Below are 22,051 nucleotides of genomic sequence, written 5' to 3'. Positions count from 1 at the left end.
CACTTTCTTTCCGGTGGCTTTATCCCTTTGCCACGGTCCATTGCTCTGCTAAGGCCCATTAGGTCCTGCGTGCGGAGCGTTCGTGGCGGATCGCCATTCACCCTTTTCCGGGAGCCTGCCCCTCTCCCGGCACTCGTACCGGGCAGCCGGCGTGCGTGATTGCGCGGCGGGACGCGCATGAGGATTCGCTCGCGCATCGCGGTCGTCGGGGGCGTACCGGTCATGGTCGCGGCGGTCATCGCGGTGGCCGGCGGGCTGCTGCTGGCCCGCAGCGAGCGGGTTTACGAATCGGCGGTGCTCGCGGGTTCGGTCTATCGCGACGTGCTGGCGGCGACCGCAGCCCGCATCGACTATCTTCAGGTGGCTCCCGCCGACCGTGCCAGCCGCGCCGACCGTTTCGAAAGCATGTCGGACTCGGCGGCGGCCGAGTTGCGCCAGCTGGACAAGGCCGGATCGGCCAATACCCATCGGGCGGAGGTGGAGCGTGCGACCGCCGTGCTGGCGCGCTATGTCGACCAGATGCGCAGCTTCATCCAGGTGACCGCCGCGAACGACTCCGCGGTGGCCGACATGGGGCTTCACGCCTCCACCCTGATGGCGCTGACCGACCGCGCCCGCGAACGCCAGCATGCCGCCAACGTCGATTCCCTCGGATCCCTGACGGAGGCCGACCAGCGCCTGCGGGACAGCCGCGACGTGGTCGACAGCGCACATGAGCTGCGCGAGGCGATGCTGGATTTGCAACGGGCGGAGGCCCAGCATGTCGCCGCCCTCGGGTTCGGGGTCGGACTGTTCGGCAGCGGCCGCCCCCTGACCCTGGCCGATTTCCACATCGCCATCGACAGGCTGATTGGAACCGCCGACCGGTTGCAGTCGGCCTTGGATCGGACCGACCCGCTGGTCGATCGCTATCCGGCGAAGCAGTCTGCCGCCCGCTATGCCGCCACGGTGGACGGGTTGCAGGCCGCCGTCACCGAGCTGCGTGCGGCCCAGGCCGAACGTGACGCGGCATTGAGCCGCTTCGAAACGGCTGTGCAGGCGGCAGCGGGGCTGGCGGGCGACGATGCCGAGCAGCCGGCCATCAGCAGTCCCCTGGGCGAGCGGATGCTGGCCGAGCAGGTCATCCGCACGCTGCCGGTGGTGCGGGCGCTTGTGCTGACCGGAACACTGAACCGCCAGCCCGACGTGACCTTCCTGTCCTCCATGCTGCCGTCCTTGCGTGCGCCGCTGGATGGGCTTTACCGTGTGCAGGCTCGTGCCGCCGCGGCCCAGCGGGCGCTCGAATCCGCACAGCGCGCCGGGGCGGAAGCGGCATCCGCCATCGAGGCGCTGACCGCCCGCATCCTGATGGTCAAGGCCACCGGTTACACCGCGATCCAGGACGAGGTGGTGCAGCTGATCGCCTACGCCATCCAGGCCAACGACACCGAGCAGGAGACGCAGAACGTCGCCGTCGTCGCCCTGCGTCTCGGCCGGCGGGCCGCCGACGCGGTGGCGGTGCGTGACGCGGAGGAGGCCGACCGCATCGTCGCCGATGCCGGCGCCCTGCTGGAGACGGTGCGCGGCCTTCCCATGTCGCCGCTGTTGCAGGACGAGGTGCTGTCGGCCATCCGCAATTGGCGGGACAGTCTGCGCCGCACCGCCGAGGGGCTGCGACGCCTCAACCAGCTGCTGATCACCATGGATCGCGATGCCGGCGCGCTCGTGGAAACCGCAAGGCAACTGGACGAGACCTTCCGGGACGAAGCCGCGCGCATCGGCGAGCTGCTGACCCGTATCCTGGTTATCGGGGCGACCATCGGCCTGCTGCTGGGCGGCGGCGCCGCGGCGGTGGTGGCCCGGTCGATCAGCCGGCCGGTGCTGCGCCTGCAAAAGCAGATGACCCGGCTGGCCGAGGACCCACTGGCCGGCCCGATCGACGGCACGCGCCGCCAGGACGAATTCGGTGCGATGGCGCGTGCCGCCGTCTTCTTCATCCGCGAGATCGGCCTGCGCGAACAGGCGGCCCGGCAGGCGAAGGACCGCGCCGACCGCGCCCTGGAAGACCTGCGACGCACCCAGGCCGACCTGATCCAGGCTGAAAAGATGGCTTCGCTGGGTGGCTTGGTTGCCGGCGTGGCGCACGAGATCAACACGCCGCTGGGCAATGCCCTGATGGGAGCCACCCATCTGGAGGATCGGCTGGCGATCCTGGCGCGGCAGGCGAGCGGGAGCAATCTGCGCCGCAGCGACTTCGCCGAGTTCCAGGAGACGGCGGACGAGATCGCCCGGCTGCTGGTGCTGAACCTCCAGCAGGCCTGCGAGCTGGTGCAGAGCTTCAAGCAGGTCGCTGCCGACCAGACCAGCGGCGAGGAACGGCTTTTCCTGCTGAAGCCTTATCTGGAGGATCTGGCGACCAGCCTCAGCCCGTCCTGGCGCCGGGCGGGCCACAACCTGCGGGTGGACTGTTCGGAAACCATCGAGATCGACGGCTTTCCCGGCGTTCTGGCACAGATCCTGACCAATCTCGTGATGAACTCCATCACTCACGCCTATCGCGAAGGACAGCGGGGGCAACTGCTGATTGCCGCCGCGGCCCAGGACGCCGACGTGGTGACGCTGGTCTACTCCGACGACGGCCGCGGGATTGCCCCCGCCGATCTGGGGCGGGTGTTCGATCCGTTCTTCACCACCCGGCGCGGTGCGGGCAGCACCGGCCTCGGCCTGCACATTGTCTATAACCTCGTGGTCAATCGGCTCGGTGGAAAGATCGCGGTGGACAGTCTTCCCAATAGAGGCGTGCGGTTCACCATTCGCTTTCCACGACGATTTGCCACTGATAACATGACGTTGGTCGCCGCAGTGCCATCCCCGCAGGAGCAGTGAATGCCTTTGCCGCCGAAGACGTTGACGCGGACTCTTGCAACGGGGGCGGCTGTTCTTTTCGGGCTTGCGACCATGCCCGGTGCGGCGCTGGCGGAGAAGTCTCTCGTCTACTGCACCGAAGGAAATCCGCAGAGCTTCAATGCGCAGCTCTCGACCTCCGGCACCACCGTGAATGCGGTCACACCGCTCTTCAACAATCTGGTTGAAATGGGGGCGGATGGGCAAATCACGGACAGCGGACTGGCCGAATCCTATACGATCTCGGCCGACGGTCTGATCTATGATTTCCATCTTCGCCGGAATGTGAACTTCCATTCCAACGATCTGTTCACCCCAAGCAGGCCGCTCAATGCCGATGACGTTCTTTTTACCTTCGAACGTCAATGGCATGCCGACCACCCCTACCATAACGTCGGGCCGGCAACCTATGATTACTTCAGGGATATGGGGCTGCCGACCCTGTTGAAGTCGGTGGAGAAACTGGACGACCATACCGTCCGCATCACCCTGGATCATCCGGAAGCGCCCTTCCTCGCCGATCTGGCGATGCCGTTCCTGTCGATCCAATCCGCCGAATATGCGGATTTTCTGATGAAGTCCGGCCGCCAGACGTCGTTCGACGAGATGCCCATCGGAACGGGACCGTTCCAGCTCGTGTCCTACCAGAAGGACGTGGCGATCCGTTACAAGGCCTTCGGCGGCTATTGGCGCGGGCGCCAGCCGCTGGACAATCTGATCTACTCGATCACGCCGAACATCGCGGTTCGCTTGAACAAGCTGCGGTCGGGTGAATGCCACGTGATGATTTTTCCCAACCCGGCCGAGTTGGGGAACATCGAGAAGGATCCGAATCTGGTGCTGGAACGGCAGGATGGGCGGAACGTCGCCTATATGGCGCTCAACACCCAAAAGCCGCCGCTCGACGATGTGCGGGTGAGGCGGGCGATCACGCTGGCGATCGACAAGCGCACCCTGGTCGATGCGGTCTATCAGAATGGCGGGATGCCGGCCAAGAACCCGATTCCGCCCGGCATGTGGTCCTACAACGACAGCATCGAGGATCACCCGTTCGATCCGGTCGAGGCACGCCGTCTGCTGGTCGAGGCGGGCTATCCCGAAGGCTTCACCCTCGACCTGTGGTATCCGCCGGTGACGCGCCCCTACCTGCCCAATGGCAAGCGTGCCGCCGAAATGATCCGGGAGAATCTGGAGCGCGTCGGGATCAAGCTGACCCTGAAGACCGAAAGCTGGGGAAACTATCGCCGCCAGGTGACCCGCGGCGAACAGGACATGGTGCTCTATGGCTGGACCGGCGACAATGGCGATCCCGACAACTTCCTGTATTTCCTGCTGAACTGCGGTGCGGTGCGTCCCGGCGGCGCCAACATCGCGAGATGGTGCAATCCCGATTTCGAAGAGCAGATCACCAAGGCCAAGGTGACCAGCGATGTCCCCCGTCGGACTGCCCATTACCGCACAGCCCAGCAGATCTTCCATCAGGAAGTCCCGTGGTTTCCCATTGCGAACTCGATCATCGTCGTCGCCCACCGCAAGGAGGTGAAAAACTACACGAACAACATTTTCAACCAGGATTTTTCAGGTGTCGACATCGAGGCCCGGTGAGTACAGGCTTATGCAACCTTCAACTGGGCAATTCCCGGCAGGTGACATGTCGCCCGACGATCTGATGTTCGAGGATGACGAAGCCGGCACGGTGCCGGCGCGGCTGACTACGGCGGCTGTGCCATGGCCGGTGCTGGTGGTCGACGACGACGAGCAGGTGCATGCGATGACGCGCGTGCTGCTGAACGATTTCGAGTTCGAAGGCCGCCGCTTCGCCATCGTCAGCGCCTTTTCCGCAGCGGAGGCGCGGACGATCCTGGCCGAGCGGCCGGACCTGCCCGTGGTCCTTCTTGACGTTGTGATGGAAACGCAGGATGCGGGCCTGCGTCTGGTCCATCACATCCGGCGCGATCTGGGCAACCGCCACATCCGCATCATCCTGCGCACCGGCCAGCCCGGACAGGCGCCGGAACGCGACGCCATCGTCGCCTATGACATCAACGACTACAAAAGCAAGGCGGAACTGACCGCCCAGAAGCTGTTCACCAGTCTGGTCAGCGCCGTGCGCGGCTGGCGCGATCTGGTCACCATCGAGACTCTGAACCAATCGCTGGAGCATCGCGTCGCCGAACGCACGGCGCAGTTGGAACGGCAGACCGCCCTGGCCGAGGAGCAGCGGCGCTTCATCGAGAATCTGGTGGAACTGATGCCGAGCCCGGTCTGGTACAAGGACTCGGCCGGCCGCTATGCCCTGTGCAACCGCGCCTTCCGCGAACTGTTTCCGAACGCCGCCGACGGGGCCGGATGGTCATCCGAGGGTCAGGAACTTACAGGCCAGGATCTACCGGAACAGGTTTTCCCGGAACAGGTTCCGTCCGGTACGACGGCCTTTTCCTTCGAAACCAGCGTTGCCGGGCCGGACGGCGATGCGCGTGAGTTGCTGGTGGTGAAGCGTCCGCTGACCTCGCCGGACGGTGCCGCGACCGGCGTGATCGCCATCGCCACCGACATCACGGAGCGACGGCGGATGGAGCGCGAACTCCAGCGCCTTGCCATCACCGACCCGCTGAGCGGTGCCCACAACCGCCGGCATATTCTGGAGCTTCTGGAACGTCTGCTGACCGGGCTGGACGTTGTCCCGGAGGGGCGTCAGGCCGCCGGCATGGCCTGCCTGATCATGCTCGACATCGACCATTTCAAGCGCATCAACGACGAGATGGGCCACGGCGCCGGCGACATCGCGATTCGCCGGGTGGTCGAGGTGATCCGCGGCCAGATGCGTGCGACCGACCAGATCGGCCGCATCGGTGGAGAGGAATTCGCCATCCTGCTGCCGGACAGTTCGCGAGCTGACGGTGTGGCCATCGCGGAGCGGCTGCGGAGCGGCCTCGCCGCGTTGGCAATCGAGCTGTCGGATGGCCGGAACTTCCAACTGACCGGAAGCTTCGGTCTGACGGAGGTGCGGACACTGGGAGATACGGTGGAGAGCGTGCTGGGGCGTGCCGATCAGGCGCTCTACCGCGCCAAGGCGCTCGGGCGGAATCGGGTCGAGGTGATGTGAAGGGGGGTATCGACCTGCGACAATTTGAACGATGACGGCTTGACCGCCGCTGCAACAACGGGTATCCAGATCCCATGAAGACCACCGACACCATGCGAATGCGAATTACCGGCCCGGCGCTCTGAAGCGTCGGAGGGTTGCCGTCTTCGTGTTCAATGGTCGTGTGGAGTGTGTGGCGTGTCGCTGCACCATGTGGTTCCCGGAACCCTCAATCCGGTTCATGACAGGTCCAACGCTCTGACCGCTGTTGCGGCGTCGTCTTTTGACGTCCGGTTCGGCGAGCGAATGTGTGGCTCGGCGCGAATTATTCTCCCGGCCCGCTGAGGCGGTCCGGGGCACGCCCGACTTACCCAAAAATTCGTTCGCTGAGGATCTTCGCGATGTTCACCGCGCATGCCGATGCCGCGTGCACCCTTTCCGTCTGCGCTCCCCGCCACCGATCCCTCGAAGACCGCCTGCCGGCGTGGCTGCCCTTGTCGGCGGTGACCGATGCGGCCGAGCGGCTGTCCGGCCAGATCGTCCGCACGCCGCTGTTGCATGCGCCGACGCTGGGCCGGGACCTGTGGCTGAAGGCGGAGGTGTTCCAGGCCACCGGCGCCTTCAAGGAGCGCGGCGCGCTGAACCGCCTGCTGCGGCTGACGGCACCGGAACGGGCCGGCGGCGTGGTGGCGATGTCGGCCGGTAATCATGCCCAGGGGGTGGCGCTGCATGCCGCCCGCCTGGGGGTGCGGGCCACCATCGTGATGCCGGAGACGGCCCCGCGCTGCAAGGTGGAGCGCACCGCGGAACTGGGGGCCGAGGTGGTGCTCCACGGTGCCACGGTCGGCGAGGCGAAGGGCAGGGCGCTGGAACTTGCGGCGGAACGCCGGCTGACCTTCCTCCATCCCTATGACGATCCCGACGTGATCGCCGGGCAGGGAACCGTCGGGCTGGAGATCCTGGCCGACCGGCCGGATGTCGACACGGTGGTGGTGCCGGTCGGCGGCGGTGGTCTGCTGGCCGGAGTGGCCGCCGCAGTGAAGGCGCGGAATCCGTGGGTGCGGGTGATCGGCGTGCGCCTTGCCCGGCGGGGCGGTCCGACGCTGGCCGACGGTATCAACGTCCATGCGCTGGGCAAGCTGCCACAGGCAATCGTGGACACTCTTGTCGACCGGGTGGTCGAGGTGGAGGAGGCGGAGATCGGCGCGGCGATGAGGGCGCTTCACCGCTCCTTCGGCGTGGTGGCGGAGGGAGCCGGGGCCGCGGGGATCGCCGCGGTGCTCGGCGGCCGGCTGGGACGGACCGGACGGACGGTGGCGGTTCTGTCCGGCCGCAACGTCGATGGCGACACGCTGGCACGGACCTTGGCGGCGTGATTTTCCGCTATTCATCAGGGTTCGGTTGCTGCCCCTCCCCATTCATTGCCGTCGTCGCGGAACGCTGGAGGTGGTGGGGCGGCTGGCACCAAAGGACCGCCACCTCAGTCGTCCCCCCGCAAATCGCATAGCTCACCCCTTCACCGAAGCGAAGTATGGATAGGTCAGCAGAAATGACCTATATTGGTCGCCGCCTGTAAAAACACAGGCGACACCGAGAGGTAGCTGGCATGACGAACAATTCCGCCTCGACTATTTCGTCATCCCCTGCATCGGCCACTTACGAGCGTCCGAAGGTGGCGCACAGTGTCTTTGACAATTTGCAAGGACAACTGTTCGGTATCGTCATGACATCCTTCGGCATTGCAATTCTTCATGCTGCGGGTCTGGTCACCGGACAGGCGGCGGGGCTCGCCTTTGTGATTTCTTACGCGACCGGCATCGATTTCGGAACTCTGTTCTTCCTGGTCAATCTGCCCTTCTATTTTCTTGCGCTGGCGCGCATCGGCGTCGGCTTTACGGTCAAGTCGCTGATCGCGGTGACCGGCATCGCCGTGCTGTCCGGCCTGCTGCCGACGATGATGAGCTTCAGCGCCATCAACCCCTATGTCGCGGCGGTGCTGGCCGGCTTCTGCGTCGGGATCGGCGTCATCGCCTTGTTCCGCCATGGCGCCAGCGGCGGCGGTGTCGGCATCCTCGCCTTTTACCTGCAGGAAAAGACCGGCTTCCGTGCCGGCTGGCTACAGTCGCTGTTCGATCTGGCGGTGTTCTCGGCCGCGGCCTTCGTGCTCGACTGGCCGGCGCTGCTGGCGTCCATCCTGGGGGCCGCGGTGCTGAACGCCTTCGTCGCCTTCAACCACCGCGCCGACTGGTACGTCGCCCGCTAAACGGAATGGGGCCGCCAGTGGAGAGGGCCGCTCTATTCGCGGCCCAGCACCCGGTCGACCACCGCGTCGGCCCATTCCCGCGACCGGAAGCTCGCCTTGGCTTCCACCGGGTCATAGACGCGCTCGACCCAATCCCAGAAGGCGATGGGACGCTTCTGGTTGTAGGCGGCGTACAGCTCGAAGAAGTAATCGAGGATGCCGGTCTTTGCCTGCTTGAAATGGCCGTACTTCCAGGACAACTGCTTCATCGCCTGATCGAGCGGCTGGCCTTCATGGGCGAACAGATACAGCGTCGACATGAAGCCGGCGCGGTCGGCGCCCGACTTGCAGTGCATCAGCGCCGGATAGGTCATCGTCTTGAACAGTTCGCGCGCCTTCAGAAGGGTTTCCTTCTTCGGCATGTCGCGGGAGTTCACCGGGAAATCGACCAGTTCCAAGCCATGGGCGCGGCAGGCTTCCGCCTCCAGGATGTAGGAGGCGCAGTCGCGCGAGCCGCGCAGGTTCAGGATCGACTTCACCCCGTTGCGCGCCGCCGCCGCAATGTGCGAGGGTGAGGGCTGGCTCGCCCGGTACATGTTGGGGGAAATGCGATAGGTGTTGGAATAGATCAGCCGGAAACAGGCATGGTCGATGAACACGGCTTCCAGATGGCCGAGTGCGCGCTGCCACGGCGTCGCCATGCGGCTGCGGCTGCGCTTGATCGCATCGGCCAGCGCGGTGGTGGTGACCGCCCGCAGGGTGCTTTTCTTCGCCAACTCAAACCTTCCGACTCTGACGGAACGCCAACATAGGCATGGTCGGCGTTCCGTCAAGAACCCCATTGCGAGAAACGGGTCACGCCACCCTGTCCTGCAGCCGCACATACATGCCGTACTGGGCGGCCAGCGTCAGCACGATTTCCATGTACAGGTTGATCAGGCCGTTGGCGTAGAAGGCCGGACAGCCGGTGTAATGGCGCTCCCCCGCCATTGCGGTCGGCTCGATCAGGTCGGTGTTGAGAACGATCAGGTCCTTGTCCGGATCGTAGAGGAAGGCCGACTGGTCGGTGCGCAGCGGGTGGATGGCCTGATGGTCGTCCGCCTCGATCTTTCCCGCCGCCATGAACTGGCACAGCATGCCCAGGCTGCCCATGGCCAGCGGCAGCACCTGCTTCAGGCTGCGGCGGGCGAGGTCGTCATAGGCCGCGGCCTCCAGCCCCGGCCGCAGCAGCGGCGCCGCTTCCACCAGATTCCAGCAGACATGCAGCGCGGTGTGGCTGCCGGTCTTGGTGATCGACAGCATGTCGTAGCCGGACGGGCCGTGCAGCACCGACTTCTGCAATTCGCGGCCCAGCACATAGCCGGCGGCGGCCATGTCGGTGATGGTTCCCTCCGTCCGGCAGCGGTCCTCCTCCACCATCACCTTGATCGCCCAATCCTTGATGATGGCGTCGAGCAGGTGGCAGACGGAATCGCGCAGGAAGCCGACCATGCGGTCGGGATCCGCGGCGGCCATGCCGTCGGGGTCGGCGAAGTCCAGCCCGTGCGGCGACTCCGGCGGGGTGGACAGCCGCAGATGGCCGTCATCGTCCAGCGGCATGCGGGCGATGATGTGCTCCCGCAAATCGACATAGAGGAAGCCCAGCAGCGTGTTGATCGCGACCTTCTCGAAATCCTCCTTGCGGGTGTCGGCATGGGCCGGGCAGTGGCCGGCCAGCGTCAGGAGTTCCTCGCTGAGCAGATAGTTCGGGTCTTCGGCGATGCGGTGCAGGATGGGCGCGAGGTTGATCCGGGTCATCCCGGCTTCCTCATGCGCGCCGGCATAGGTCAGGGCGAAGTCGTTGGTGCGGGCCATCGGGCTCAGCCCTCCTGCAGGCGGTCGTAGACGGAGTAGTCCAGCGCCAGCCCGGCGACGATGTCGAGATACAGCTTGATCAGGTTGGTGGTGTAGAAGGCCGGGCAGCCGGTGTAATAGCGCTCGTCCGGCTTGGCGAAGGTGACGATGGGATCGGCGTTCAGCCGGATCAGCCCGTTGGCGTCCAGGATGAAGGCCTTCTGGTCTTTCGGCAGCCGGTGCACCGCCAGCCCGTCGGGCGGCTCGATCCCGCTTTCCTCCATGTAATGGACCAGCATGCCCAGGCTGGACATCGACAGCGGCACGATCTGCTTGAGGCTGCGGTGGACGAGGTCGTCGTAGAAGGCGGCGTCCTGTCCCGGCACCAGCAGCGGTGCGGCCTCCACCATCGCCCAGCAGATGTGGATGGCGGTGTGGCTGCCGGTCTTGGTGATCGACAGCATGTCGTAGCCGGCGCGCTGGTAGAGCGGCGAATGTTCCAGCACCGTGCGCAGGACGAAGGTCGCCGCCGCCTCCAGCGAGATCTCGCCGGAGCCCTGGGAGCGGAAATACTCCTCCTCGCGCACCAGATCGACGGCCCAGCCGGTGATCAGCCCGTCCAGCAGATGGCAGGTGGCGTCGCGCAGGACCGAGCAGAACACGTCCGGCGCCGCCGCGGCCATGGCGGCGCGGTCGGCCGGGTCCAGCCCGTGCGGCGAGCGCGGCGGGATGGGGAGCATCGGCCGCCCATCCGCATCGAAGGGCAGCTTCCCGGCGATGTGGTCGCGCAGCCGGCTGAACAGCAGGGCCAGCAGGCTGTTGACCGCCACCTTGTCGGCGTCGTCCTGCGGGATCGGGGCCGTTCCTACAGCGGCGCCGTCGGTCTTGCCGGAATGGAACGGGCATTGCCCGGCGCCCTGGCGGAACTCCTGGCTGAACAGGAAATTCGGATCGGTCTGGATGCGTTGCAGGATGTGCGCGATCGACACCCGGCCCAGCCCGGCCTCGCCGTGGGCGGTGTTGAAGGTCTGGGCGAAGTCGTTGGAACGGGCGGTCAGGGTGTCGGACATGCGGCGGCCTTGGGCGCTGGTCTGAGGGCGGATCCGGGGCGGACGGGCTACCCTAAAGGGAAAAGGCCGCCACACGCAACGGAGTGACGGCCCAGGGCACTATAATGTCCCGGCTGCTGCGTTATTTTGCCACGATCCTGCCGTCCACCGCCGGAGCCACCGTTTTCTTGTCCTCGACGTAGTTCATCACGATGGTCGCCAGCAACACCGCGCCCGACGCATCGACGATGACTTTGGAGCGCGGGAAGGCGGCATAACCGTCGCCGCCCTTCAGCATGTAATCGTTGGTGGCGACGCGGTAGGTCGCCTGCGGGTCCACCGGCTTGCCGCCGACCATGATCGAGGTTACCCGCCGCCCGGCCGGCGCCTTCGGGTCGTAGGTCATGGTCAGGCCGGAAACCTGCGGGAAGCGGCCGGCCTTCTCCTCCACCTTGCTGACGCCATGTTCGAGGGTGGAGATCAGATCCTGCCCCGACATCTCCACCAGCACGCCGACATTGCCGAAGGGCAGTTCGGCGAAGATGTCCTTGCGGGTCAGCTTGGATCCGGCGGGATGCAGCGCGTCGGCGCGGATGCCGCCGCCGTTGGTGATGGCGACGTCGGCCTTCAGCGTGTCGCGTAGGGCATCGGCGATCAGGTTGCCCATGCTGGCCTCGCGGCTGCGCACCACATCCTTGCGGCTGTCGAGGTCTGTCGTCGTGGTGCCGATCACCGCCGCCAGATCGCTGTCGAGCCGCTTGGTATAGCCCTCCACCACCGTCTCGACCTCCGGATCGGGAGCGACGCCGGCGGTGGTGACGAAGCGCCATTCCGTCGGGACGGTGGTGGTCGCCGGGCCCTTGCCGGCATCTTTCGTTTCGACCGCGAGTTTCACGACGCCGAGATACTGTGCGTCGTGCCCGGCCTTCAGGATCAGGGTGGCCCCCTCATAGAAGCTGATCGGGTCGTGGTCGTGGCCGCCCAGGATCAGGTCGATGCCCTTGACCTTGGACGCCAGTTCGCGGTCCTCCTCGATGGTCAGGTGGGTCAGCGCCACCACGACCGACGCCCCCTTCGCCCGCAACTCCTTCACCGTCGCCGCCGCGGTCTCCAGCACCGGCGGGAAGTCGAGGCTCGGCCCTGCGCTCGACAGGCGGGCGGTGTCGGGGGTGATCAGCCCGAGGAAGCCGACGGTGATGCCGTCGATGGTCCGGGTCCAGCTCGGCACCGTGCTGGCGAAGGCGGAGCCGTCGGCCGACCGCACATTGGTGCCGATCCACGGAAATTTCGATTCGGCCATGCGCTGCTTCAGCAGGTCGGGACCGAAGTCGAATTCATGGTTGCCGAAGGTCACCGCATCGACGCCGATGGCATTGAACAGCGCGATCATCTGCTCGCCGCGCGTCGTGCCGGACAGCAGCGACGGCGACAGGAAATCGCCGCCGACCGTGGTGATCGCATCGGGGGCGGCCGCGCGTTCGCGCTTCAAGAGGGTCATCAGCGGCCCGAACCCGCCCTGTCCCTTCACCGGCGCTATTTCATACACGTCGTTGACGTGCAGGAAGGTCAGCGTGCCGCTTTGCGCCCAGGCGGGCAGGGTGGCGCCGAGCATGATGGCGAAGAGCGGTGCTGCGACGAGACGGGTGCGGGACAGCATGAGGAACGGACCTCCGGCAGGAAACTTCGGATACTCTAGACCAGCTTTCCGCCCCCGCGCATAGCGGCTTTGCACATCGGCGCATGCGGTCGGGTAAGGCTGTGGCTTGAACTCTGCCCGCGACGGTCTCACAACTTCATGACAGCCTTACCAACGACGCGAGCCGAGCAGACCCATGCGCATTCTGGTCGTTCAGAACAGCCGTACCGCCCCCATCGGTCTGGTGGGCGATGCGCTGACCGACAACGGTGCCACCCTCATCACCATCGCCGCCAACGAGGGGGAGGCGATCCCCGACAAGGACGGCTTTGCCGGACTGGTGGTGCTGGGCGGTCCGCAGGACGCCTGGGACGATGAGAAGGGGCCGCATTTTGGCCGGGTGATGGAGTCGATCCGCGACTTCACCGAGGCCGACCGGCCGGTGATGGGCATTTGCCTGGGCGCGCAGCTGGCGGCCCGCGCCTATGGCGCCAAGGTCTACCGTCACACCACGCCGGAACTGGGCATCCACCGCGTCAGCCTGACCGACGGGGCGCAGGACGACCCGTTGCTTGGCGGTTTCGGCTCCGAACTGAATCTCGCCCAGTGGCATTACGACACCTTCGAGTTTCCCGAGGGCGCCGTACCGCTGGCTTACAGCGAAGCCTGCGACCGTCAGGCCTTCCGCCTCGGCCGCGCCACCTATGCCTTCCAGTTCCATCCCGAAGCCACCGGCGACATCCTGCGCGGCTGGGCCTCGCGCATCCGGGAAGAGGCGCGGCAGAGCAATGCGGAGATGCTGCACGGACTGGAAGACTCGATCGTCACACACCTGCCGGTGGCGGAGCGGTTCACACGTGCGATGACCCGGCGCTGGCTGGATCTGGCGCGCTGACCGGTCCACTGCCGGCAGCCTCGGTGAAGCGGGCCAGAAGGTCCGGCGTATCGACGTCGTAGAGGATGCCGGCATCGTCGACCGGCACCTCGCACAGCCGGTCGGCATGCTGGCCGATCAGCCGCTTCGCCCCGGCATCGCCGCTCAGCGCCGCCATCTCCGTGAAGAAGGCGCGATCCCACAGCACCGGATTGCCCTGCTTGCCATGGGTGGTGGGGATGCAGATCGCGCGGCCTTCCAGCGGGCTGTAGGCGGCGATCAGCCGGTCGATCACGGCGGACGCCACCCGAGGCATGTCGCCCAGGCAGACGACCACCGCGTCGGATTCGCTCGGCACCGCCGCGAGGCCGGCGCGCAGCGAACTGCTGAGCCCCTCGGCAAAGGTGGGATTGTGGACGAAGGTGACCGGCCGGTCGGCCAGCGCCCGCGCTACGCTTTCCCCCTGGTGGCCGGTGACCACGATGACGGTGGCGGCCTGCGAGGCGAGAGCCGCATCGACGGCGCGGGCGACCAGCGGCGCGCCGTTGACCTCCGCCAGCAGCTTGTTGGTCGGCCCCATGCGGCTGGAGCGGCCGGCGGCCAGCACCAGCGCCGTGACGCGCGGGGCGCGGGGCGTTTCCGGCGAAACGCCGGCGCGGGGCAGGGGGCGCGTCGGAATCTCGGCCAGCAGCCCGCCGACACCCATCCGCATCACCTCGGCCCGGCTGGGCGCAATGCCGGCGGCAATGCGCTGCAACACCCAGTCGAAGCCGTTCAGCTTGGGTGAGCGCGCACAGCCCGGCAGCCCCAGCACCGGCTTGCCATCACGCCGCGCCAACAGCAGCAGGTTGCCGGGATCGACCGGCATGCCGAAATGCTCCACCACGCCGCCGGCCCGCTCGATGGCCGCCGGCAGCACGTCGCGGCGGTCGGTGATGGCGGAGGCGCCGGCGATCAGCAGCAGGTCGGCCACCGGTGCCCCGGCGATCTGCGCCGCCAGTTCCGCCTCGTCATGGGCGCAGCGAGAGTCATGGATCAGCGCGCCGCCGATGGCCTCGACCCGTTCCCGCGTCACGGCGACGGTCTTGTCGAGAACGCTGTCCTTCACCCCCGGAAGCCGTGTCTGGATCAGCGCCACCGACAGCGGGCGGTAGGGCAGCACGGCCAGCGGGGGCGGTCCGTCGGTGGCGATCCGCTCCGCCCGCTCCACCGCGTCGGCGGGGGCGGCGAAGGGGATGATCTTGACGGTGGCCAGCATCTGTCCGGGCTCGACCGGGGCGAAGTCGGGCAGGGTGGCGATGGTGACGCTCTCGTCGATCTCGTTGATGGCGTCGATGCGGGACGGGGCGAGGCGCAGCAGGCCACGCGCTTCAGCGAACAGGTTGACCCGGCCGGTGAAGGCGGCGGCGACCTGGACGGCGCCGCCCGCCACGGCGGCGGCGATGCGGGTGGCGGCGGCATCCTCGCCGATGTCGGTGTCGGACAGCTTGGCGGCGATCACCTCGGCGACGCCGGCCTCGCCCAGGGCTTTGAGGTCATCGGCCGACAGCCGGCGCCCCTTCTTGAAGGCGATGGAGCCCAGACGCAGCGAATGGGCGAGGATCGCGCCCTCAGCGTCGGACAGGGGAAGCGGGCCGAAGAACATGGGGGCTCCGGATGGGCGCGGTCGGTGTTCGCCGACGGATATGGCGACCGGGCCGGAGCGGGGCAATGGGCGGAAGGTGTGGGGTGGGGGGAGACGGCTATGGCTCCCCCCACCCCGGTCCTCAGACCTCAGCAGGGATGGTTCTCGCCCCGCCGCACGCAGGTGATCTGGCCCATGATCGCAATGGCGATCTCCGCCGGGGTGACGGCGCCGATCGACAGCCCGACCGGGCCGCGGATGCGCTTGACCTCGACCTCGCTCAGCCCCTCGTCGCGCAGGCGGTCGAGGCGCAGGGCATGGGTACGCTTGCTGCCCAGCGCGCCGACATAGAAGGCGGGGGACCGGAGGGCGGCGATCAGCGCCGGGTCGTCCAGCTTCGGGTCGTGCGTCAGCGTGACCACCGCGGTGCGGACGTCGGGCTTCAGCTCGGCCAGCGCCTCGTCCGGCCAAAGGTGGTTCAGCTTCACGCCGGGGAAGCGCGCCTCGGTCGCGAAGGCGCCGCGCGGGTCGATCACCGTCACGTCATAGCCGGTCAGCGCCGCCACCGGGGCCAGGGCCTGGGCGATGTGCACGGCGCCGACGATCAACAGCCGCATGGCCGGGTTGTGGACATGCACGAACAGCCGGAAGCCGTCCTCGTCCTGCGGATCGACCAGCATGCCGGAACGATCCTGGCGGATGCGCCGGCGCACCTCGTCCAGCAGGTCGGGCTCCAGCCCGAAGCCGCCATGCACGGTGTCTTCGAAAACAAGCGTCTGGAGGCCGCTGTTAAGATCGGTCACCAGGGCAGCCGGAATTGCGTCGGCCTTCGCCGCGAGCAGCCGGTCCAGAATTTCGCGTTTCATTCCACGGCCTCGACATAGACCTGCACCTGTCCGCCGCAGGCCAGCCCGACTTCCCAGGCCATTTCGTTGGTGATGCCGAAGGACAGCAGACGCGGTTCGCCGTCCTCCATCGTCTTGGCAGCCTCATGCGCCACGGCGCTTTCGATGCAGCCGCCGGACACGGAACCGGCCATGGAGCCGCGGTCGTCGACCGCCATCTGGCTGCCGACCGGCCGCGGCGAGGAGCCCCAGGTCGACACGACGGTCGCCAGGGCCACCCTGCGGCCGGCTGTCCGCCATGCGGCCGCCTGCTCTACGATGTTGTCCGCCATCAGGGTGTCGTTCATCCCGCCGCCTCCTTCAACCAGCGGCGCAAGCCCGGGCTACGACGCGGACCGTCGGCCGACAAGGCGCCGGCCAGATCCGCGAGGCTGTTCAGGCTGTGGGCCGCACGAAAATCGTCCACATGCGGCAGCAACGCCCGGATGCCTGAGGATTTCGGCGCAAAGCCTTCCCAGCGCAACAAAGGATTCAGCCAGACGAGCCGCCGACAGCTTTTGTGCAACCGTTCGGCCTCTGCCGCAAGCCCTTCCCCTGCATCCCTGTCCAGCCCGTCGGTAATGAGAAGTACCACCGCACCCTGGCCCAACACCCGGCGCGCCCAGGTCCGGTTGAAGGCGTGCAGCGCGGTGCCGATCCGTGTGCCTCCCGACCAGTCGGCCACCGCTCCCGACACGGCGTCCAGCGCCACGTCGACGTCCTTGTGCCGCAGGTGGCGGGTGATGTTGGTCAGCCGCGTGCCGAAGACGAAGCTGTAGACCCGGTCGCGGTCGTTGGTGACCGCATGCATGAAATGCAGCAGCATCCGCGAATAGCGGGTCATCGAACCGGAGATGTCGCACAGCACCACCAGCGGCGGCGGTCGGGTGCGACGACGCTTGCGGGCGAGGTCCGACAGGTCGCCACCGCTACGCAGCATCCGCCGCAGCGTGGCGCGCGGGTCCACCCGCGGTCCCATCGGATCGGGGCGGTGGCGCCGTGTGGTGACCTCCGCCAGCGGCAGGGAGAGACGGGTCAGCAGGCGCTTGGCCTGCGCCATCTCCTCCCCCGTCATTTTCTCGAAGTCCTTGTCCTGAAGCCGCTCGGCGGCGGAGACGGTGAAGGAGGCATCGATCTCGATCTCCGTCTTTTCCGGCTCCTCCTGTTCGGTGCCGCTGCCGTGCAGGGCCTCGGCAAGGCGCTGCGCCATTTCCGGCTGGTCGGGCGGTGCCTCCGTCCGCACTTTCGGCAGCATCAGCGACATCATCTTCTTCAGGATGTCGGGGTTGCGCCAGAAGACGTGGAAGGCCTGGTCGAACAGCTCGCTCTGGTCGTGGCGGTTCACGAAGATGGCGTGCAGCGCCCAATAGAAGTCGGTGCGGTTGGACAGCCCGACCGCTTCCACCGCCTCGACCGCCTGCAACACCTTGCCCGGCCCGACCGGCAGGCCGGCGGCGCGCAACGCACGGGCGAAATGCATCAGGTTAAGGGTGAGGCGCCCGGCCGGAACGGGGTCCGTCATGACGGCCTCAACGCGCGGTGGTGGCGGCCAATTCGGTCTTGACCTGGGTCAGGATGCGCGCCGCCTCGCTGCCCTGGATGCGGGCGATGTCGTCCTGGTATTTCAGCAGCGTGCCCAGCGTGTCGTTGATGACGGAGGGCTCAAGTTCCAGCTGGTTCAGTTCGACCAAGGCTTGAGCCCAGTCGAGCGTCTCGGCCACGCCCGGCGCTTTGTAGAGGTCCATGCCGCGCAGGGTCTGGACGAAGCCGACCACCTGGGCCGCCAGCCGGGCATCGGCTTGGGGAGCCTTGACCGACAGGATCTCCCGCTCCCGCGCGGCGCCGGGGTAATCGACCCAATGGTAGAAGCAGCGCCGTTTCAACGCGTCGTGGATCTCGCGCGTGCGGTTGGAGGTGAGGATGACGATGGGCGGCTCCGGCGCATGGACGGTGCCGAACTCCGGAATTGAGACCTGATAGTCGGACAGGATCTCCAGCAGATAGGCCTCGAACGGCTCGTCGGTGCGGTCCAACTCGTCGATCAGCAGCACCGGTGGGCCGGCAAGGTCCGGCTCCAGCGCCTGGAGCAGAGGCCGCTTGACCAGAAAACGCTCGGAGAACAGGTCGGCGGCCAGCGATTCGCGGTCCTGCCCGCCCGACGCCTCGGCCAGCCGGATTTCCATCATCTGGCGGGCATAGTTCCACTCATAGACCGCCGACGAGGCGTCCAGCCCCTCATAGCATTGCAGCCGCAGCAGGTTGCGGCCGAGCGTCGCCGACAGGACCTTGGCGATCTCCGTCTTGCCGACCCCGGCCTCGCCCTCCAGGAACAGCGGGCGCTTCAGCTTCAGCGCGAGGAAGAGTGCTGTCGCCAGCGAGCGGTCCGCGACGTAATTGCCGCGGGTGAGTAGCGCCAGCGTGTCGTCGACGGAGGCGGGGAGGGCTGCGGTCATCAATTACCTTCAAGGCTCAATCCGCAAATCCGCCTCTCCCCCCTGGGGAGAGGTCGGGCGGCGAAGCCGACCGGGTGAGGGGGGCGGACCCTCTCCCTCGGGGAGAGGGTGGCGCCAAGGGCGCCGGGTGAGGGACTTTGCATCGCTTGGATGCTCCACGCAACGCATCCCCCTCACCCTAACCCTCTCCCCGGGGGGGAGAGGGGACTTTCCCGATCACCCCGCCGCTTCCACCGCGCGCTTCGCCATCACGGTGACGAGGTGTGCACGGTAGTCGGCGCTGGCGTGGATGTCGGCGTTCAGGCCGTCGGCCTCCACCGACAGGCCGTTCAAGGCTTCGGCACGGAAGTCGGCGGCCAGCGCCGCCTCGAACGCCTCGGCGCGGAAGACAGAGCCAGCGGCGCCGGTCACCGCCACCCGCACCTCCGCGCCGAACTTTGCGACGAAGACGCCGACGATGGCGTAGCGGCTGGCCGGGTTGCGGAACTTGGCGTAGGCCGCCTTGTCCGGCCGGGAGTAGTGGACCGACTTGAGGATCTCGCCCGGCTCCAAAGCAGTTTCGAACATGCCGGTGAAGAAATCGTCGCCGGAGATGGTCCGACGGTCGGTGGTCACCACCGATTTCAGCGCCACCACGGCCGACGGGTAGTCGGCCGACGGATCGGCGTTGGCGATGGAGCCGCCCATCGTGCCCATGTTGCGGACCTGCCGGTCGCCGATGCCCTCGGCGAGGCTCGCCAGCGCCGGGATCACCCGCTTGACGAGGTCGGAATGGGCGACCTCCGCATGACGGGTGAAGGCGCCGATCTCCAACCCTCCATCGGCCTCACGAATGCCCTTGAGTTCCGGAATGGCGCCGAGGTCGATCAGGTCGGTCGGGCGGGCGAGGCGCTGCTTGAGCGTCGGCAGCAGGGTCTGACCGCCGCCCAGCAGTTTGGCCTCTTCCGCCTGGATGGCGGTCGCCGCGTCGGCAAGCGATGTCGGCCGTTGGTACGTGAACGCGTACATTCTCTAGCCTCCTTCTTCTTCGGCCGTCTTATTCCGCCGCCATTGCCGGGGCAGCGTCGCGGATGGTCCGCCAGACCTTCTCCGGCGTCGCCGGCATGTCCATGTGGGTGACGCCATAGTCGGACAGCGCATCCACCACCGCGTTCATCACGGCGGCGGCGGCGCCGATGGTCCCGGCCTCGCCGCAACCCTTCACGCCCAGCGGGTTGTGGGTGCAGGGCTGGTCCTCGTGATAGCGCACGGTGAAGGATGGGACATCGTCTGCCCGCGGCATGCAATAGTCCATGTAGGAGCCGGTGACGAGCTGGCCCGACTCCTCGTCATAGACGCAGTTCTCGTACAGCGCCTGTCCGATCCCCTGGACCAGGCCGCCATGCACCTGCCCCTCGACGATCAGCGGGTTGATGACGTTGCCGAAATCGTCCACCGCGGCGAAGCTGACGATGGTGGTGACGCCGGTGTCAGGGTCGATCTCCAGTTCGCAGACATGGCAGCCGTTGGGGTAGGTGAAGTTCTTCGGATCATAGAAGGCCTGCTCGTCCAGCCCCGGTTCCAGCTCGTCGAGCGGGAAGTTGTGCGGGACATAGGCCTGCAGGGCGATATCACCGATGCCCAAACTCTTGTCGGTGCCGGCGACGGTGAAGCGGCCCTCCTTGACCTCGATGTCGGTCTCGGCGGCCTCCAGCATGTGGGCGGCGATCTTCTTCGCCTTGCGCTCCACCTTGTCCATCGCCTTCACCAGGGCCGAGCCGCCGACCGCGAGCGAACGCGAACCGTAGGTGCCCATGCCGAAGGGGATCTTGTTGGTGTCGCCGTGGACGATCTCGACATTCTCGATCGGGATGCCGAACCGCTCCGCCACGATCTGGGCGAAGGTGGTCTCATGGCCCTGGCCGTGGCTGTGAGCGCCGGTGAAGACCGTCACCGAACCCGTTGGATGAAAACGGACTTCCGCGCATTCATAAAGTCCTGCGCGAGCACCGAGTGCACCGGCGACATTGCTGGGCGCGATGCCGCAGGCCTCGATGTAGGTCGCGAAACCGATGCCGCGCAGTTTGCCGCGCGCCTTCGATTCGGCACGGCGCTGCTGGAAGCCGGGGTAATCGACCAGCGGCAGGGCGATGTCCAGGTTCTTGGCGAAATCGCCGGTGTCGTATTGCAGCGCCACCGGCGTCTGGTAAGGCATCGCCTCCTTCGGCACGAAGTTGCGGCGGCGGATTTCGGTCTTGTCCATGCCCATCACGCCGGCCGCGACATCGACGATCCGTTCGATCAGATAGCAGGCCTCCGGCCGCCCGGCGCCGCGATAGGCATCGACTGGGGAGGTGTTGGTGAAGACCGCCTTCACCTCGGCATAGATCGCCGGGGTCTTGTACTGGCCGGCCAGCAGGGTGGCGTAGAGGTAGGTCGGGATCGACGGCGCGAAGGTCGAGAGGTAGGCGCCGAGATTGGCCAACGTCGAGACGCGGAGCCCCAGGAAATTGCCGTCGGCGTCCATCGCCAGTTCGGCATGGCTGACATGGTCGCGGCCATGGGCGTCGGTCAGGAAGCTCTCCGAGCGGTCGGCGGTCCATTTCACCGGCCGGCCGACCTTGCGCGCCGCCCAGGTTACCACGGCCTCCTCGCCGTAATGGAAGATCTTCGATCCGAACCCCCCGCCGACGTCGGGTGCCACCACGCGCAGCTTGTGTTCCGGAATGCCCAGCACGAAGGCACCCATCAGCAGGCGGGTGACGTGCGGGTTCTGGCTGGTGGTGGTCAGGGTGTATTCGCCGTTCGACTGGTCGTACTCGCCCATCGCCGCTCGCGGTTCCATGGCGTTCGGGACCAGACGCTGGTTGACCAGATCGATCTTCGCGACATGGGCGGCGTTGGCGAAGGCCGCATCCACCGCCGCCCGATCGCCGAGATGCCAGTCGTAGCAGACATTGTCCGGCGCATCGTCATGGACCAGCGGCGCACCGCCGGCGACCGCGCGGGTGGAGGACCCCACCGCCGGCAGTTCCTCGTAATCGACCACCACCATCTCGGCGGCGTCGCGCGCCTGCTCGCGGGTCTCGGCGATCACCACCGCGACCGCGTCGCCGACATAGCGCACGCGGTCGCGCGCCAATGGGTAATGCGGCGGCTCCTTCATCGGCGAGCCGTCCTTGGAATGGATCTGCCAGCCGCAGGGCAGGCTGCCGACCTTGTCGGCCTCCATGTCGGCCCCGGTCAGCACGGCGACCACGCCCGGCATCGCCGCCGCGTCCGTGAAGTCGATGCCCAGGACGCGGGCATGGGCGTAGGGCGAGCGTACATGGACCGCATGGGTCATGTTCAGGCGCTTGAAATCGTCGGTGTAATTGCCGCGGCCGGTCAGAAAACGCTGGTCTTCGCGCCGGCGCACCGAGGCGCCGATGCCATTGGGGTTCGCCATCTCGTGTTTCCTCCCACAGGAACGCTGAAGATGCGGAAATGCCTGATCTGCAATCTTTTCT

General features: G+C 66.9%; 17 protein-coding genes. 6 read left to right on the top strand and 11 right to left on the bottom strand.

Features of this window, described 5'->3' with window-relative positions:
* Positions 1-177: 177 nt before the first annotated feature.
* The 5 genes from ABNQ40_RS12335 to ABNQ40_RS12315 all read left to right on the top strand — a co-directional run bounded on the left by ABNQ40_RS12335 (position 178) and on the right by ABNQ40_RS12315 (position 8,231).
* A complete protein-coding gene (locus ABNQ40_RS12335) occupies positions 178-2,865 on the top strand; it encodes a HAMP domain-containing sensor histidine kinase (protein ID WP_109047824.1) in 2,688 nt (895 codons plus the stop codon).
* Entirely contained in the window at positions 2,866-4,488 is a 1,623-nt protein-coding gene (locus tag ABNQ40_RS12330) for an ABC transporter substrate-binding protein (protein ID WP_109047825.1), read from the top strand. It begins immediately after the preceding gene.
* A gap of 46 nt (positions 4,489-4,534) precedes the next feature.
* On the top strand, positions 4,535-5,989 hold the full coding sequence (locus tag ABNQ40_RS12325; protein ID WP_109047826.1) for a diguanylate cyclase: 1,455 nt from the start codon (positions 4,535-4,537) through the stop codon (positions 5,987-5,989).
* 380 nt (positions 5,990-6,369) lie between these two features.
* On the top strand, positions 6,370-7,344 hold the full coding sequence (locus ABNQ40_RS12320) for a pyridoxal-phosphate dependent enzyme (RefSeq protein ID WP_109047827.1): 975 nt from the start codon (positions 6,370-6,372) through the stop codon (positions 7,342-7,344).
* A 230-nt stretch (positions 7,345-7,574) separates the two neighbouring features.
* Entirely contained in the window at positions 7,575-8,231 is a 657-nt protein-coding gene (locus tag ABNQ40_RS12315) for a YitT family protein (protein WP_109047828.1), read from the top strand.
* A gap of 32 nt (positions 8,232-8,263) precedes the next feature.
* Here ABNQ40_RS12315 and ABNQ40_RS12310 read toward each other — a convergent pair whose 3' ends face one another.
* The 4 genes from ABNQ40_RS12310 to ABNQ40_RS12295 all read right to left on the bottom strand — a co-directional run bounded on the left by ABNQ40_RS12310 (position 8,264) and on the right by ABNQ40_RS12295 (position 12,749).
* On the bottom strand, positions 8,264-8,986 hold the full coding sequence (locus ABNQ40_RS12310) for a beta-lactamase hydrolase domain-containing protein (RefSeq protein ID WP_109047829.1): 723 nt from the start codon (positions 8,984-8,986) through the stop codon (positions 8,264-8,266).
* A 79-nt stretch (positions 8,987-9,065) separates the two neighbouring features.
* Positions 9,066-10,064: a hypothetical protein gene (locus ABNQ40_RS12305; protein ID WP_098738697.1), complete on the bottom strand. Its 999-nt coding sequence runs from the start codon at positions 10,062-10,064 to the stop codon at positions 9,066-9,068.
* A 5-nt stretch (positions 10,065-10,069) separates the two neighbouring features.
* Positions 10,070-11,113, bottom strand: a complete 1,044-nt coding sequence (locus tag ABNQ40_RS12300) for a hypothetical protein (protein WP_109047830.1) — start codon at positions 11,111-11,113, stop codon at positions 10,070-10,072.
* Between the two features lie 121 nt (positions 11,114-11,234).
* Positions 11,235-12,749, bottom strand: a complete 1,515-nt coding sequence (locus ABNQ40_RS12295; protein WP_109047831.1) for a bifunctional UDP-sugar hydrolase/5'-nucleotidase — start codon at positions 12,747-12,749, stop codon at positions 11,235-11,237.
* Positions 12,750-12,924: 175 nt separating this feature from the next.
* Between ABNQ40_RS12295 and ABNQ40_RS12290 the strand changes: the two genes are divergently transcribed.
* Positions 12,925-13,623: a type 1 glutamine amidotransferase gene (locus tag ABNQ40_RS12290; RefSeq protein WP_109047832.1), complete on the top strand. Its 699-nt coding sequence runs from the start codon at positions 12,925-12,927 to the stop codon at positions 13,621-13,623.
* Here the strand turns inward: ABNQ40_RS12290 and ABNQ40_RS12285 are convergent.
* The 7 genes from ABNQ40_RS12285 to ABNQ40_RS12255 all read right to left on the bottom strand — a co-directional run bounded on the left by ABNQ40_RS12285 (position 13,580) and on the right by ABNQ40_RS12255 (position 21,990).
* On the bottom strand, positions 13,580-15,247 hold the full coding sequence (locus ABNQ40_RS12285; protein ID WP_109047833.1) for an NTP transferase domain-containing protein: 1,668 nt from the start codon (positions 15,245-15,247) through the stop codon (positions 13,580-13,582). The two genes, ABNQ40_RS12290 and ABNQ40_RS12285, sit on opposite strands and share 44 nt — an antisense overlap.
* 128 nt (positions 15,248-15,375) lie before the next feature.
* On the bottom strand, positions 15,376-16,092 hold the full coding sequence (locus tag ABNQ40_RS12280; protein WP_109047834.1) for an XdhC family protein: 717 nt from the start codon (positions 16,090-16,092) through the stop codon (positions 15,376-15,378).
* Positions 16,089-16,418, bottom strand: a complete 330-nt coding sequence (locus ABNQ40_RS12275) for an XdhC family protein (protein WP_174469352.1) — start codon at positions 16,416-16,418, stop codon at positions 16,089-16,091. Before ABNQ40_RS12275 ends, ABNQ40_RS12280 begins: the two co-directional genes overlap by 4 nt.
* On the bottom strand, positions 16,415-17,632 hold the full coding sequence (locus tag ABNQ40_RS12270) for a VWA domain-containing protein (RefSeq protein ID WP_109047835.1): 1,218 nt from the start codon (positions 17,630-17,632) through the stop codon (positions 16,415-16,417). The genes ABNQ40_RS12275 and ABNQ40_RS12270 overlap by 4 nt, the downstream gene beginning before the upstream one ends.
* A 7-nt stretch (positions 17,633-17,639) precedes the next feature.
* The gene (locus tag ABNQ40_RS12265) at positions 17,640-18,563 is read right to left on the bottom strand and encodes a MoxR family ATPase (protein WP_109047836.1); all 924 of its coding nucleotides are present in this window, start codon (positions 18,561-18,563) and stop codon (positions 17,640-17,642) included.
* A gap of 216 nt (positions 18,564-18,779) precedes the next feature.
* Positions 18,780-19,571, bottom strand: coding sequence for a xanthine dehydrogenase family protein subunit M (locus ABNQ40_RS12260; RefSeq protein WP_109047837.1), 792 nt, complete (start codon positions 19,569-19,571; stop codon positions 18,780-18,782).
* Between the two features lie 28 nt (positions 19,572-19,599).
* Positions 19,600-21,990 (bottom strand): xanthine dehydrogenase family protein molybdopterin-binding subunit, encoded by a 2,391-nt coding sequence (locus tag ABNQ40_RS12255; RefSeq protein ID WP_109047838.1) that lies wholly within the window; start codon positions 21,988-21,990, stop codon positions 19,600-19,602.
* Positions 21,991-22,051: the final 61 nt, after the last annotated feature.

It is taken from the genome of Azospirillum sp. A23 (genome assembly GCF_042938965.1).
GTDB lineage: Bacteria > Pseudomonadota > Alphaproteobacteria > Azospirillales > Azospirillaceae > Azospirillum > Azospirillum melinis.
The sequence above is the reverse complement of the archived record's forward strand: the minus strand, read 5'-3'. Positions and strand labels throughout refer to the sequence as shown.

What these genes read in the sequence shown, in the direction of transcription:
- ABNQ40_RS12290 (WP_109047832.1), top strand. Translation starts at nt 12,925, where the DNA reads ATGCGCATTCTGGTCGTTCAGAACAGCCGTACCGCCCCCATCGGTCTG.
- ABNQ40_RS12295 (WP_109047831.1), bottom strand. Translation starts at nt 12,749, where the DNA reads ATGCTGTCCCGCACCCGTCTCGTCGCAGCACCGCTCTTCGCCATCATG.
- ABNQ40_RS12325 (WP_109047826.1), top strand. Translation starts at nt 4,535, where the DNA reads ATGTCGCCCGACGATCTGATGTTCGAGGATGACGAAGCCGGCACGGTG.
- ABNQ40_RS12285 (WP_109047833.1), bottom strand. Translation starts at nt 15,247, where the DNA reads ATGTTCTTCGGCCCGCTTCCCCTGTCCGACGCTGAGGGCGCGATCCTC.
- ABNQ40_RS12335 (WP_109047824.1), top strand. Translation starts at nt 178, where the DNA reads ATGAGGATTCGCTCGCGCATCGCGGTCGTCGGGGGCGTACCGGTCATG.
- ABNQ40_RS12300 (WP_109047830.1), bottom strand. Translation starts at nt 11,113, where the DNA reads ATGTCCGACACCCTGACCGCCCGTTCCAACGACTTCGCCCAGACCTTC.
- ABNQ40_RS12275 (WP_174469352.1), bottom strand. Translation starts at nt 16,418, where the DNA reads ATGAACGACACCCTGATGGCGGACAACATCGTAGAGCAGGCGGCCGCA.
- ABNQ40_RS12255 (WP_109047838.1), bottom strand. Translation starts at nt 21,990, where the DNA reads ATGGCGAACCCCAATGGCATCGGCGCCTCGGTGCGCCGGCGCGAAGAC.
- ABNQ40_RS12280 (WP_109047834.1), bottom strand. Translation starts at nt 16,092, where the DNA reads ATGAAACGCGAAATTCTGGACCGGCTGCTCGCGGCGAAGGCCGACGCA.
- ABNQ40_RS12305 (WP_098738697.1), bottom strand. Translation starts at nt 10,064, where the DNA reads ATGGCCCGCACCAACGACTTCGCCCTGACCTATGCCGGCGCGCATGAG.
- ABNQ40_RS12270 (WP_109047835.1), bottom strand. Translation starts at nt 17,632, where the DNA reads ATGACGGACCCCGTTCCGGCCGGGCGCCTCACCCTTAACCTGATGCAT.
- ABNQ40_RS12320 (WP_109047827.1), top strand. Translation starts at nt 6,370, where the DNA reads ATGTTCACCGCGCATGCCGATGCCGCGTGCACCCTTTCCGTCTGCGCT.
- ABNQ40_RS12330 (WP_109047825.1), top strand. Translation starts at nt 2,866, where the DNA reads ATGCCTTTGCCGCCGAAGACGTTGACGCGGACTCTTGCAACGGGGGCG.
- ABNQ40_RS12315 (WP_109047828.1), top strand. Translation starts at nt 7,575, where the DNA reads ATGACGAACAATTCCGCCTCGACTATTTCGTCATCCCCTGCATCGGCC.
- ABNQ40_RS12265 (WP_109047836.1), bottom strand. Translation starts at nt 18,563, where the DNA reads ATGACCGCAGCCCTCCCCGCCTCCGTCGACGACACGCTGGCGCTACTC.
- ABNQ40_RS12260 (WP_109047837.1), bottom strand. Translation starts at nt 19,571, where the DNA reads ATGTACGCGTTCACGTACCAACGGCCGACATCGCTTGCCGACGCGGCG.